The sequence below is a fragment of the Saccharopolyspora endophytica genome, from assembly GCF_018070075.1.
GTDB lineage: Bacteria > Actinomycetota > Actinomycetes > Mycobacteriales > Pseudonocardiaceae > Saccharopolyspora > Saccharopolyspora endophytica.
On the sequence record NZ_JAGPXE010000015.1, the window covers coordinates 132,426 to 144,775 of the forward strand.

The 12,350-nt window shown below is 71.2% G+C and carries 13 protein-coding genes; 4 read left to right on the top strand and 9 right to left on the bottom strand.

Annotation, left to right across the window (positions count from 1 at the left end; all coding sequences use genetic code 11):
* Positions 1-167: 167 nt before the first annotated feature.
* The 5 genes from KBO27_RS28360 to KBO27_RS28380 form a co-directional block, all read right to left on the bottom strand.
* Entirely contained in the window at positions 168-1,361 is a 1,194-nt protein-coding gene (locus KBO27_RS28360; RefSeq protein ID WP_307870672.1) for an MFS transporter, read from the bottom strand.
* Between the two features lie 91 nt (positions 1,362-1,452).
* Complete coding sequence (locus KBO27_RS28365; RefSeq protein ID WP_210972917.1) at positions 1,453-2,256, bottom strand: MBL fold metallo-hydrolase; 804 nt, start codon at positions 2,254-2,256, stop codon at positions 1,453-1,455.
* A 16-nt stretch (positions 2,257-2,272) separates the two neighbouring features.
* Positions 2,273-2,572, bottom strand: a complete 300-nt coding sequence (locus KBO27_RS28370; RefSeq protein WP_132672837.1) for a MoaD/ThiS family protein — start codon at positions 2,570-2,572, stop codon at positions 2,273-2,275.
* A complete protein-coding gene (locus KBO27_RS28375) occupies positions 2,569-3,684 on the bottom strand; it encodes a WD40/YVTN/BNR-like repeat-containing protein (protein WP_210972918.1) in 1,116 nt (371 codons plus the stop codon). Before KBO27_RS28375 ends, KBO27_RS28370 begins: the two co-directional genes overlap by 4 nt.
* A 37-nt stretch (positions 3,685-3,721) precedes the next feature.
* A complete protein-coding gene (locus tag KBO27_RS28380; protein ID WP_210972919.1) occupies positions 3,722-4,519 on the bottom strand; it encodes a helix-turn-helix domain-containing protein in 798 nt (265 codons plus the stop codon).
* A gap of 207 nt (positions 4,520-4,726) precedes the next feature.
* On the opposite strand from KBO27_RS28380, the gene KBO27_RS28385 reads away from it, so the two are divergent.
* The 4 genes from KBO27_RS28385 to KBO27_RS28400 all read left to right on the top strand — a co-directional run bounded on the left by KBO27_RS28385 (position 4,727) and on the right by KBO27_RS28400 (position 8,727).
* Positions 4,727-5,881, top strand: coding sequence for a hypothetical protein (locus KBO27_RS28385; protein WP_210972920.1), 1,155 nt, complete (start codon positions 4,727-4,729; stop codon positions 5,879-5,881).
* A 112-nt stretch (positions 5,882-5,993) separates the two neighbouring features.
* Entirely contained in the window at positions 5,994-7,298 is a 1,305-nt protein-coding gene (locus tag KBO27_RS28390) for an MFS transporter (protein ID WP_210972921.1), read from the top strand.
* Complete coding sequence (locus tag KBO27_RS28395; protein ID WP_210972922.1) at positions 7,295-7,849, top strand: nuclear transport factor 2 family protein; 555 nt, start codon at positions 7,295-7,297, stop codon at positions 7,847-7,849. The genes KBO27_RS28390 and KBO27_RS28395 overlap by 4 nt, the downstream gene beginning before the upstream one ends.
* Positions 7,850-8,106: 257 nt before the next feature.
* Positions 8,107-8,727: a response regulator transcription factor gene (locus KBO27_RS28400; RefSeq protein WP_210972923.1), complete on the top strand. Its 621-nt coding sequence runs from the start codon at positions 8,107-8,109 to the stop codon at positions 8,725-8,727.
* Here KBO27_RS28400 and KBO27_RS28405 read toward each other — a convergent pair.
* Genes KBO27_RS28405 through KBO27_RS28420 form a run of 4 tightly spaced genes read right to left on the bottom strand, consistent with a single transcriptional unit; the run spans position 8,724 to position 12,318 of the window.
* Positions 8,724-9,947 (bottom strand): amidase, encoded by a 1,224-nt coding sequence (locus KBO27_RS28405; protein WP_210972988.1) that lies wholly within the window; start codon positions 9,945-9,947, stop codon positions 8,724-8,726. The two genes, KBO27_RS28400 and KBO27_RS28405, sit on opposite strands and share 4 nt — an antisense overlap.
* A gap of 2 nt (positions 9,948-9,949) precedes the next feature.
* A complete protein-coding gene (locus KBO27_RS28410) occupies positions 9,950-10,213 on the bottom strand; it encodes a hypothetical protein (RefSeq protein ID WP_307870673.1) in 264 nt (87 codons plus the stop codon).
* Entirely contained in the window at positions 10,206-10,709 is a 504-nt protein-coding gene (locus tag KBO27_RS28415; protein ID WP_210972924.1) for a flavin reductase, read from the bottom strand. Before KBO27_RS28415 ends, KBO27_RS28410 begins: the two co-directional genes overlap by 8 nt.
* A gap of 31 nt (positions 10,710-10,740) precedes the next feature.
* Complete coding sequence (locus tag KBO27_RS28420) at positions 10,741-12,318, bottom strand: PAS domain-containing sensor histidine kinase (RefSeq protein WP_210972925.1); 1,578 nt, start codon at positions 12,316-12,318, stop codon at positions 10,741-10,743.
* Positions 12,319-12,350: the final 32 nt, after the last annotated feature.

Genomic DNA, 12,350 nt, shown 5'->3' on the forward strand with positions numbered 1-12,350 from the left:
AGCTGCTCTCTGCCTCCGGGATCCGAGACTGATGTATGCGCCAAATACACGGCGCTACGGCTGTCCTCCCCGGAGAACCGCTGAGAACCCGCGGCGGTGCGAGCTGAGTCCCACACCTGAAACAAAAGCTAACGCCGCCTTTTTCAAGGCCCTTGGCCGAGCGCCCCTCAGCGGGACTCGTGCTCGGGTGGCCTCGCGGCCGGAACCGCCAGGGCTGACGGGACCAGCAGGGCCGCGACCAGCAGCAGGGCGTGCAGGGTGCCGACCTGGTCGGCGAGGTAGCCCAGCAGCGGTGGGCCGGCGAGGAACGCCGTGTAGCCGATGGTGGAGACGACGCTGACGCGGGCCGCCGCGCGGGCCGGGTCGTCGGCGGCCGCGCTCATCCCGACCGGAAATCCCAGGGACGCACCGATTCCCCAGATCGCAGCGCCCAGGAACACCAGCGGGAGCCAGGTCCCGAAGACCACCAGCAGCACCCCGATCCCGGCGGTGGCCATGGTCGCCCAGAGGACCCTCGTGCGGCCGAAGCGGTCGAGCAGCACCGTGCCGACGACGCGGCCCGCGGTCATGGCGCTGAGGAACACCGCGAAACCGACCGCGCCGAGCCACGGCGGGATGTCGTAGCCGTCGACCAGGGCGACCGCCAGCCAGTCGTTGGCGGTGCCCTCGGTCAGCGCCATCGCCAGAACCATCAACCCCACCAGCAGGGTTCGCGGTTCGGCCCAGACGCGGACGATCCCGCCTCCGGGCGACTCCTTCTCCTCGTCGTCGTGCGCGGGCAGCAGGGACGGTGCCGCCAACGCCGGGATCACCGCGACCAGGACCGCCGCACCGACCAGGTGCACCACGATCGGCACGCCCAGTCCGGCGCAGGCCGCCCCCACCCCGGCTCCGATGACGGTGCCGAGGCTGAAACCCGCGTGGAAGCGCGGCATGATGGTGCGGCCGATCCGGCGCTCCACCGCTGCGCCGTCGATGTTCATCGCCACGTCCCACACGCCCGTGCCCAGTCCGAACGCGAACAGGCCCGCAGCGGTGACCCAGACATCGCCGAACACCCCGGCACCGGCGCCGGCCAGCGCCACTCCAGCGGCGTCGAGCACGGCGGCACCGGTGATGGCCGCTCGGGCGCCGAAGCGGTGCACCAGGGCTCCCGCCAGCGGCAGCGCGAGGATCGACCCGACGGAGATCGCCAGCAGCAGCCTGCCCAGCTCGCCCGGCGAAACCGACAGCGCATCGCGCGCTTCCGGGATCCGCGACATCCAGCTGGCCATCGCGAACCCGTTGAGCGCGAACACCACGGCAACAGCGTTGCGAGCACGCAGCACACCGGAATCGGCGCGCGTTTCGACCGCCACCACAACCCCCAGCATCGATCCAGACCGCGCACCAGTCTGCGGGCGCCGCCGTGGAGCGGTCAAACCGATTTCCAGGAATCTGCCCCGTGTCAGGTCAGGCTCGCGCGTGGTTGTCGAAGCCGGTGGGGTCGTGGGCGGAGATGACGTCGACCTCGCCCGCGAGGTCGCGGAGCCTGTTCTGGTTGTTCACACGCGCGCGGTTGTCCACCGCCATCGCGCGCTGGAACGCGCGCAGCGCGGGCGGGCAGTGCGGGGGCTGCGACATCTCCCCGTGCCAGAAGTACGCGTCACCCGCGTGCAGCAGCCATCGCGCGCCCGCGTTCACGGCGACGCCGACGTGACCGGTGGTGTGGCCGCCGAGCGGGACCAGCAGGATCTCCTCGGGCAGCCCGTCGAGTTCGCGCACCGCCTCGAACCCGAACCAGTCCTGCCCGGACCGGTCCTCGTGGACGGACCACTCGGGTCCGTGCGCCCACTGCGCCTCGCGGTAGCGCATGTCCGAACTTCCGGTGGCAGCGCGCAGTTCGGGGCCGTGGACGTGCACCTTGGCCTGCGGGAAGTCCCGCAGGCCGCCCGCGTGGTCGAGGTCGAGGTGGGTGAGCACGACGTGCCGCACGTCGGCCGGGTCGAACCCGAGCCGCCTGACCTGCGCGACAGCGGTGGTCGCCGGATCCAGCTGCGGGTTCATCATTAGCCGGAACGCCTTCGGCAGCGAGGTCCGCGCCGGGTCGGAGTCCGCGCTGCCGAAACCGCTGTCGACCAGCACCAATCCGCTCTCGGTCTCGATCAGCAGGCAGTGGCACACCATCCGGGCCCGGCGCAGCACCGAGCCCTCGCCGTCGATCAACCGGCCGCCGAAGGGCCGCATCGGACCGCAATCCAGGTGATGAACCAGCATCTCACCACCCTAGCGATCAGCCGCCGGCCATCGCTCCGATGATCATGTAGGGCTCCTTGCCGACCGCGACCTCCTCGGGCAGCGGGTCGTCGAGCGGCTCGTTGGACAGGTCCTGCTCGCAGGCGAAGAACCTGATGAACGCACGCCGCTTCTTGGTGTCGTGATCGCGGACCGTGCCGCGCAGCGCCGGGTAGCGGGCCTCCAGGGCGTCGAGCACGAGCCGCTGCGTCGGGACGCCGTCGACCTCGACGACCACCTCGTGCTCGGGGATCTTCGCCAGCGTGCGCAGGTGCGCGGGAAGCAGGATGCGGATCATCGCAGGGTTTGCACCTCCACCGACAGGACCGAGGGCAGGTTGTTGACGATGGGCCGCCAGGTGTCGCCGGAGTCGGGCGAGACGTAGACGTCGCCGCCGGTGGTGCCGAAGTAGATCCCGCAGTCGTCCAGCTCGTCGACGGCCATGGCGTCGCGCAGGACGTTGACGTAGCAGTTCTCCTGCGGGAGGCCCTTGGTCAGCGGTTCCCACTCGGTGCCGCCGACGCGGCTGCGGTACACGCGCAGCTTGCCCTCCGGCGGGAAGTGCTGCTCGTCGCTGAGGATCGGCACGACGTAGACGGTGTCGGGCTCGTGGGCGTGCACGTCGATCGGGAACCCGAAGTCGCTGGGCAGGTCGCCGCTGATCTCGTACCAGGACTCGCCCGCGTCATCGCTGCGCATCACGTCCCAGTGCTTCTGCATGAACAGCACGTCGGGCCGGTCGCGGTGCAGGGCGAGGCGGTGCACGCAGTGGCCGACGTCGGCGTCCGGGTCCGGGATCTGGCCGGACTGCAGGCCCTTGTTGATCGGCCGCCAGGACTTGCCGCCGTCGTCGGTGCGGAACGCGCCCGCCGCCGAGATCGCGATGTAGAAGCGGTCGGGGTTGTTCGGCGCCTGGATGATCGTGTGCAGGCACATGCCGCCCGCTCCCGGCTGCCAGTTCGGCGCCGATTCGTGCTCGCGCAGCGCGGGCAGCTCGTGCCAGCTGCGGCCGGCGTCGGTGGTGCGGAACAGCGCCGCGTCCTCGACGCCCGCGTAGAGGGTGTCCGGGTCGGTGGCCGAGGGCTCCAGGTGCCAGACGCGGGTGAACTCCCACGGCCTCGGCGTCCCGTCGTACCAGAGGTGCGTGCCGGGCGTTCCGTCGTAGGAGAAGTGGTTGTCGACCGGTTCCCAGCTCCTACCGCCGTCGTCGGAGCGCTGGATCTGCTGCCCGAACCAGCCCATGGACTGGGAGGCGAACAGGCGGTCGGGGTCGACCTTGGAGGCTTTCAGGTGGTAGAGCTCCCAGCCGCCGAAGTGAGGGCCGTCGACTTCCCACGACTCGCGCTTGCCGTCGGCGGTGAGGATGAACGCTCCCTTGCGGGTGCCGACGAGGACTCGGACACGACTCATGAGTGGCTCCCTGCGCTGGTCAAGGCTGGTATCAAGCTCAAGGTAGGCCCGCTGCGAGGGGTTGTCTTCTCCGATCTTGCGCAATCGGAGCGGCCAGCGGCGGCAGCGCCACCAGCACCGGAGCCGACCACGGAGGCACGACCCGCAGGGTGATCTCGCGGTGCTCCGGAGGCCGTCGGGGGCCGATGACCAGCGGTGCGGGTGAGCCACCGACGACGTTCCAACCGGGCACCAGCTGCTGGGCGTGGTCGGCCCGGGCGGAGAAAGCGGTCGCCAACACCCAGTAGGTGCCCCGCGGGATGCCGGTGAGCGCGAAGCGCCCCTGCTCGTCCAGCAGCGCTCCGACGATCGGAACGCCGCGCGGGGTGCGCTGCGCGAACAGGCCCACGTAGATCGCGGCGGCGCCGCCGAGCGCGATGCGCGCCGAGAGGTCGAGGTGGACCTCGCCGGTGACGACGCCGCCCGAGTCGTCGTCACCGGGCACCAGCACCGGGCGCGGCGGTGCGTCGCTGAGCAGGTCGGGCAGCCTGCGGAAGCTCACCGGGGACAGGCCGATCTCGGCTCTGAAGCGGCGGGTGAACGTTCCCACCGAGCTGAAGCCGACCTCGCAGCAGATGTCGACGACGCGTTCGTCGGTCTCCAGCAGCAGCCGCTTGGCCCGCTGGAAGCGGTGCGCGGCCAGGAACCTCCCGGGCGGCTGGCCGTGGGCGCGCTCGAACGCGCGGGCGAGGTGGAACGGGCTGTAGCCGACGTGGTCGGCGACGTCGCCCAGGGTGATCGGCTCCCCGGCATGACCCGCGATGAAGCGCGCGGCTTCGACTGCGACGTCCGGCATCTCCGACTACCCCCGATCGGCCCATCCAGCTACAAGCGTGACGGTACCGAGCACACCCGACAATCCGGACCCGAAACCGGGGGTGCGCCCGTTGCTGACACGTTCGTGCGTCGCCACACCGCGGTCCTGCCGAGCTGGATTCGACATCGGGTTGAGATTCGGCTGGGTTAGGGTGATCGGGTTTGATCTTGAGTTCGGGGAGTGGACGTGCGGAAGCTGGTGCGGCGGGTCCGGTCCCGGTCCGATTACGCGTGGTACCTGGCGGTGCGCGAGTGGCCGTTGCTGGTCGTGGCGCTGGGAGTGCTGCTCGGTGCGGTCGTGGTGCTGCCGGTCGCGGTGGGCGCCGTGCTGGCGCTGATCGCGCTGGTGCTGGGCGTGGCCATGCTGACCGGTGATCTGCGCGGGTTGCACCGCCGCTGGTCGGGTCATGAGTTCACCCCCGCCGAGGAGCCGTTCCCGCACGCCGAGATCGGTGTTCCGGCCTCCTACCCCGCCGCCGTCTACAGCCACCTGCCCGGTGTCGGGACGGCGCTGCTCAGCGACGAGATCGACCGCGCCGTCCGGGAACGCCGCTTCGCGGTGCGGATCGCCGAGCAGGCGTACCGGCCGGCGCCGGAGCTGCGCACGACCGCGCCCCACCTGCCGACCCTGCACTCCTCGGACCGGCCGCTGTTCAACGGTCCCGTGGTGGGTCTGCGCTCGGACCCGCTGCCCGGCGGCGGTGACGCCGAGGTGCGGCTGCACCGGACGCGCTACTTCGACTTCCAGGTGTCCAACGAGCTGTGCGGGATGCGGATCACCGACCCGGAGACCGGCGCGGAGTTCGACCTGCGTCGGAGGTTGCTGACCGACACCGCGGGCCGGTTGCGGGGTCTCGACGCCGGTGAGCTCGCCGACGTCGTGGGGGTGTCGACGCTGGCGTTCACCACCGACGGGCTGCTGCTGATCGTCGGCGACGGCGATCCCTCGGGCAGCGGTTCGCTGGAACCGCGCGACCTGCTCACCGCCGACGGCTCGCCCCGCCGCGACCTGGCCGAGGTGCTGGTCACCGGCATGGAGCGCGAGCTGCGCGAGGAGACCGGGCTGACCGGGGGTTCCGTCGCCGGAACCGAGCTCACGGGTTTCGCGCGCTGGATGGACCGCGGCGCGAAGCCGGAGTTCTTCGGCATCACGCTCCTCTCGGTGTCCAGCAACAACATTCCCGGTTCGACGCTCGACTTCGTCGACATCGACCTGGCGACGATGAGCCGCGAGCTGCGCGCGGGCGCCAACGTCCTGGAGGCGCCCAGCCTTCCGCAGCCGCTGCGGGAATCCGGCTCGCTGCCACTGCTTCTGGCGATCCGCGCGGCGGCGCTGCGGTAAGGGATTCCCCTAGTCCCCGGTCGGGAAATCTCCAATGGCGGCGTCTCGGGGCCGTCCCTAGCGTTGAGCGACAACGCGGACGCGTCCGTCTCCTCGACCGACAGGACTCGCCATGCCCGTGCTCAGTGAGAACGGCGCCTCGCGCGCCGGTGTCAGACGGATCGGCCTGGCCAGCGGGGTCGGTTCCACGCTGGAGTTCTACGACTTCGCCATCTACGGCACGGCCGCGGCCCTGGTGTTCGGGCAGATCTTCTTCATCAGCGGCGACGAGTGGTTCGGCTCGTTCCTGGGACTGGCGACCTTCGCCGTCGGGTTCCTGCTCACCCCGCTGGGAGCGCTGCTGTTCGGGTGGATCGGCGACCGCTACGGGCGCCGGTTCTCGCTGCAGCTGACGTTCGTGGTGATGGGTTCCTCGACGCTGCTGATGGGCGTGCTGCCGTCCTACCTGGCGATCGGCATCACCGCGCCGCTGCTGCTGATCGGGCTGCGCATGCTGCACGGGCTGGCGCGCGGCGGGGAGATCGGCGGGGCCGCGGTGCTGGCCGTCGAGCACGCGCCGCCGCACCGGCGAGGTCTGTACGGGTCGTTCGCGACGATGGGCTCGCCGCTCGGGCAGCTGCTGGCCAACCTGGCGTTCGCGCTGGTGCTGCTGATGCCGATGCACGCCGTGATCGACTGGGGCTGGCGCGTGCCGTTCCTGATCGGCGGATTCGTGCTCGCCCTCGGCGTGTGGGCGCGGCGCGGCATCGATGAGACACCGGAGTTCGTCGCCCTCGCTCGCGGGCGCGAGGTGCCGTTGCTGGCGGTGTTCCGGGACGACTGGAGGCGGTTGCTGCTGGCCGCAGGCGTGAACCTGGGTCTCAACGCCAACATGTTCATCCTCGCGACGTTCATGCTGTCCTACGCCACGGCCGCCGAACCGCAGGGGCTCGCGCTGCCTCGTCAGCCGATCGTGGTCGGCAGCATGATCGGTCTGCTGTGCCACGCGATCACGATCGTGCTGGCCTGCTGGTTGTCGGACCGGGTGGGCCGCAAACCGGTGATGATCTCCGGCGCCGTGGGCGCGCTGGTGTACGCGCTGGTGATGTTCCGGATCGCCGACATCGGCACGCCGCTCGCGGTGGGCCTGGCGGTCATCATCGGGTTCACCATCGGTGGATTCCTGTGGGGACCGCTGCTGACGTACTACTCGGAGCTGTTCACCGTCGAGCAGCGGCAGTCCGGCGTGGGTCTGGCGTTCCAGATCGGCAGCGTGCTCGGCGGCGGGTTCGCTCCGATGATCGCCAACCGCCTGATCGCCGCGACCGGCAGCTCGACGTCGGTCGGCTGGTACATCGCCGCCGGCCTGCTGGTGTCCCTGCTGTGCCTGCTCCGCCTGCCCGAAACCGCGCCCGCGCGCACGAGAGGAGCCCGATGACCGAGTCGACCATCGCCGCGCTGACCAGGCGGATCGAGGCCCTGGAGGCCGAAGCGGACATCCGCCGCATCCAAGCCCGGTACATGTTCCTGTGCGACTCGCCGTGCCCCGAGTTCGCGGTGCGCGACGACGCCGAGCGCATCGACGCGATCATGGAGCTCTACGCCTCCGACGCGGTCTGGGAGGGTGTCGGCGAGCACTACGACGGCCAGTTCGGCCGCGCCGAGGGGCACGCGGCGATCCGGGCGCACTTCGAGCGGTTCTGGAGCCGGGAGCGGCACCCGGCGCTGCTGCTCAACGCGCACTACCTGACCTCCGAGCAGATCCACGTGACCGGTGACGAGGCGACCGGGTTGTGGATCCACGTGCAGCCCTGGCTGTTCGCCGACGGCAGCGGTCTCCTGCGCTCCAGCCGGCTCAACAACGCCTTCCGCCGAGAACCCGAAGGCTGGAAGATCACCCGCACGCGGACGGAGAACGTGTTCATCGCACCCCTCCCCGACCGCTTCGCCTCCGACCACCCGACGACCTCGGTGCTGCTGCGGGAGTAAGAACTGTTGAGGGATTGGTTTGCATGGCGGCGCGGGTGGCGGAACCTGAGCGCCTTCGTGGTCTCCGTGCGCCGCTCCTTGAGTGTGTCAATACGCGGCGTACCGCGTACTCGCCACGAAGGCGCTGAAGAACCCGCGGCGGTGCCAGCTGCTCAGGTGGTGGAAGAGAATGCGGCTCCGCCTAACGCCAACGGACCTATCCGCCCCGGGGCGTTGCTGCCTAGTCTTGGACTTCCCCTGGTTCGCCTGGAGGGACGATGACGACGCTTTCCGCGCCGGTGGTGCACATCGTCGATGACGACGAGGCGCACCGGCGGTCGCTGGTGTTCCTGCTGCAGACCGTCGGCGTTCAGGCCCTGACCTATCCGGACGCCGCCGGATTCCTCGCCGAGTTCGACCCCGGCGAGCCCGGTGTGGTGATCGTGGACGTCCGGATGCCGGGCCTGAGCGGCTTCCAACTGCAGGAGGAGCTCTCCGAACGGGAGTACCCGGCACCGGTGATCTTCTGCTCCGCGCACGGCGACATCCCGATGTCGGTGCGGGCGATGCGCCTGGGTGCGGTGGACTTCCTGGAGAAGCCCTACGAGCCGCAGCGCATGCTCGACGTCGTCCAGGACCAGCTGCGCGAGGCCGAGCAGTGCTTCACCGCCCACACCGAGCGGCTGCGCGTGCGCGAGCGGGTCGCGTCGCTGACGCCGCGCGAGCGGGAGGTGCTGCGGCTGGTCGTGGACGGGCGGTCCAGCCAGCTCATCGCCCGCGACCTGGGCACGAGCGTGAAAACGGTTGACGTGCACCGGGCCCGCATCAAGGCAAAGACCGAATCCGAGAGCCTGGGCACCCTCGTCCGGGACCTGCTCCAGCACGGGGTGGAGGTTTAGGCCTCTTCGACTCCCCGGGCCGTTGCCAGCAAGGCGGTTTCGCCGTCGCGATGGCCGATGAGCTGGATTCCCAAGGGCACTCCGCTCTCGTCGCGCAGACCGGGGATCGCGGCCGTCGGGAGGCCGAGCGCCTGCCAGGCGCGGCTCATCACCGGATTTCCGGTCGCGTCGAGCCCGCGCGGAGCCGGCCCCGGGGCTGCGGGGCCGATGACGGCGTCGCAGGACTCGGTGAGCCGCGCCAGGCGCCGGTCGGCCTCGACGACGACTCGCCGGGCCGCGTCGTGCTCGGCGTCGGTGATGGCCGCTCCGGTGCGCAGCAGGGTGGCGAGGGGGTCGCTGAGCCGGTCGGCCGCGGCGAGTTCGTCGGCGCGTTCCCGCGCCGCTTCGTAGGCCATGACCACCGGGTGCGCTTCGGTGAGTTCGGCGATGAGCTGCTCCTCCGGGAAGGCGGTGACCACCGCGCCCCGGTCGGTGAGGTTCGCGCAGGTCTTCTCCAGCGCCGCGCTCATCGCGTCGTCGACGCCCAGCGCGGAGGCGTTCCAGCGCAGCAGGCGAGGTGCGCGGTTCGGGGGCGGTTCCGGGGTGCCGGTGAGCGCCGACCAGGCCAGGGCGAGGTCGTCCGCCGAGGCGGTGAACACGCCGTGCGAGTCCAGGCTCGGCGCCAGGCCCACGACGCCGTCGGTCGGGAACCTGCCGTGGCCCAGCACCAGCGAGGCGACGCCGCAGAACGCGGCGGGCCGGGTGACCGAGCCCGCGGTCTGCGAACCGAGCGCGAGCGGGACCTGCCCGGACGCCACGGCTGCGGCCGATCCGCTGGACGACCCGCCCGGGGTGCGCTCGGGCGCGGCCGGGTTGCGGGTGGGACCCGGGGAGAAGAACGCGAACTCGGTGGTCACGGTCTTGCCGATCGGTGTGGCCCCGGCGGCCCGCCACGCCCGCACGATCGCGGCGTCGGCGGTCGCGGGTGGGGCGTCGGCGCGCAGCGCCGAGCCGCAGCGGGTCGGCGCACCCGCGAGGTCGATGATGTCCTTGACCGCCAGCGGAACTCCGCGCAGCGGGCCGTCCGCGAGAGCGGGTTCGGCCACGTGCTCGACCCACGCGCGCAGGACGGGATCGGTGTCGGCGATCCTGCCGCGGCTGCGCTCCAGCGCCTCGGCGGGGGTGGTGCGCCCGGCGGCCAGGTCGGTGACCAGCTCCCGCAGCGACCACGGGTTCCACATCGTCACGGTCGCTCCCACTCGGCGTCGGCGACCCAGTAGTCCATGCCGGAGGCGCTGACGCCGTGCCGCCACGGCGAGGTGCGGCGCAGCAGGGGCTCGACCTCGGCGGTGGCGGCGTCGGCGGCCTCCGGGCCGTCGGCGTGGACCAGCCAGTGCACCCACTCGACCTCGCGGCCGGAGGCGTCGTGCACGAACAGGTCGACGTGCCGCCAGCCGTAGCCGTGGGTGTCGTTGTAGCAGGTCAGCGTCATGTTCCGGTCATCCACGATGTGCTCCCGCGAGGCTGTGGAACTCCCGCTGGAAGTACACCAGAGCGCCGCTGCCGGAGCGCGTGATCACCCGCTCGACCTCGACGAACATCACCGAGTGCGACCCCTGCGCCCGCACCTGCCCGAGGCGCCCGATGACCGACGCGGCGGCGTCGCGCAGCACGGGCACCTCCGCGAAGTCGCAGACCACCCCGGCGAACCGCTCGTGCATCGGCAGCCCGGTCGCGCCCGCGAACCGCAGCGCCAGGTCCTGCTGGCCGGAGCCGAGGACGTTGACGCAGACCCGCTCGTTGCCCGCCAGCACGTCGTGGGCGCGGCTCGCCCGGTGCACGCACACCAGCATCGTCGGCGGTTCGTCGGTGACCGAGCAGGCCGCGCTGACGGTGATGCCGGCGCGTCCGCGCGGGCCGTCGGTGGTGACGATGTTGACCCCGGCCGAGAGGTTCGCCATCGCCGCGCGGAACTCCCGCTGGGCGGGCGTCAGATCCGCCACGGTGCCTCCTCCCCGCTGGTTCCCCTCGAAACTACGGCCGCCGACCGCCTTTCGGATATCGAGGATTCCCCGGCGCGTCCTGAAGCTTTCCCCTAGAACCCGCATCGGCAGCGGACTCCTGCGCCGAGGGCAGGGAGAAGCCGAACACCGAGCCGCCGCCGTCTCGCGGCCGGCACCAGATGGAGCCGTGCTGGCGGTTGATGATGCGGTAGCTGAGCGCGAGCCCGATGCCGCTGCCGTGCTCCTTGCTGGTGAACGACTCGGCGAACACGTCCTTGCGCACACCCCGGCCTCGGTCGGCGACGGTGACGGTGCCGCCTTCGTCCCGGCTTTCGGTGACCAGCTCGACCCGACGCTGCTCGGCGTCGCCCTCGACGATCTCGTCGATGGCGTTGAAGCACAGGTTGAGCACCACCTGCCCGGTCAGCACCCGCTCGCAGCGCACCAGCACCGGCTGATCGCTCAACCGCACGTCGACCTCCACGCCGGCGGCCGCGGCGCGCAGCCGCACGAAGTACAGGCACTCGTCGATCACCGCGTTGAGGTCGGCGACCTGCTCGACGTGCTCGAGGTGGCCGACGAACGACCGCAGCGCGCTGACGATCGCCGAGACCCGGTCGATCTGGCGGTTCGCGCTGTCCAGCCCGTAGGCGAGTTGCCCGGTCGTGCCCTCCGGAACCTGCCCGGAGGTCTCCAGCACCTGCGCGCGGGCGTGCACCCCGGCGATGAAGTTCGCGGCCGCGGCCAGCGGCTGGCCGAGCTCGTGGGCGATGGCCATCGCCATGTCGCCCATCGCGTTGTAGCGGGCCAGGTAGTTCTCGTGGCGCAGCTCCAGCTCGCGCCGCTCCTCGCCGCGGACCCGGGTGGAGACGTCGTGGAGGATCATCAGGAAGGCGTCGACGTCGCGCAGCCGCTCCAGGCTGCCTTCCAGCGTCACCGGCTCGGCGCCCGGGATCTCCAGCCGCACCGGCTCGACGGGGTCGGCCGCGGCGGCGGCCTGCTGCCAGCTGACCTCGGTGCCGTCGCGGCGCAGCCGGGCGTGGGACTCCAGCAGCAGTCCGACGGGTGGATCGGCGTCACCCGACAGGCCGAGGTGCGCCAAGGCGGTGTCGGTGGCGAAGCGGATCGCGCCGGCCGAGTCGAGCATGAACGCGACCGTCGAGGTGTGCCGCGCCAGCGCGTCGACGTAGGAGGTGGTCTGGCGCAGCTCGCGCTCCACGCGCTGCTCCCGCTCGACATCCCGGAACTGCACCATCACCGCTGGTCCCTGGGCCAGTTCGACCCGCACCGCGATCGCCTCGGTGGGGATGACCCGGCCCGACCTGGATCGGTAGTGCCACTCGATGCGGCTCATGCCGTTCTCGACCGCCTCGTGCAGCCACGCCCGGCCGATCACCCGGTCGTACTGCTGGGCGGAGCTGCTCATGTGGTTGGCCTTCAGCGGGCGCAGCTCGGTGACGCTCCACTCCAGCAGCGCGCAGGCCGCCGGGTTGGCCCACAGGATGTTCTTGGTCGCCGCGTCGTGGATCAGCACGCACAGATGGGAGGCGCGCATCATCGCGACGAAGTCGGAATCCACCAGTTCGGGCGCCTGCGAGTCGACCACCATTGGGCCAGGCTAGATCCCGGTGGCCCGGTGCG

Coding starts and splice junctions, on each gene's coding strand:
- KBO27_RS28365 (WP_210972917.1), bottom strand. CDS start 2,256: ATGCTGGTTCATCACCTGGATTGCGGTCCGATGCGGCCCTTCGGCGGC.
- KBO27_RS28370 (WP_132672837.1), bottom strand. CDS start 2,572: ATGATCCGCATCCTGCTTCCCGCGCACCTGCGCACGCTGGCGAAGATC.
- KBO27_RS28375 (WP_210972918.1), bottom strand. CDS start 3,684: ATGAGTCGTGTCCGAGTCCTCGTCGGCACCCGCAAGGGAGCGTTCATC.
- KBO27_RS28380 (WP_210972919.1), bottom strand. CDS start 4,519: ATGCCGGACGTCGCAGTCGAAGCCGCGCGCTTCATCGCGGGTCATGCC.
- KBO27_RS28390 (WP_210972921.1), top strand. CDS start 5,994: ATGCCCGTGCTCAGTGAGAACGGCGCCTCGCGCGCCGGTGTCAGACGG.
- KBO27_RS28395 (WP_210972922.1), top strand. CDS start 7,295: ATGACCGAGTCGACCATCGCCGCGCTGACCAGGCGGATCGAGGCCCTG.
- KBO27_RS28400 (WP_210972923.1), top strand. CDS start 8,107: ATGACGACGCTTTCCGCGCCGGTGGTGCACATCGTCGATGACGACGAG.
- KBO27_RS28405 (WP_210972988.1), bottom strand. CDS start 9,947: ATGTGGAACCCGTGGTCGCTGCGGGAGCTGGTCACCGACCTGGCCGCC.
- KBO27_RS28420 (WP_210972925.1), bottom strand. CDS start 12,318: ATGGTGGTCGACTCGCAGGCGCCCGAACTGGTGGATTCCGACTTCGTC.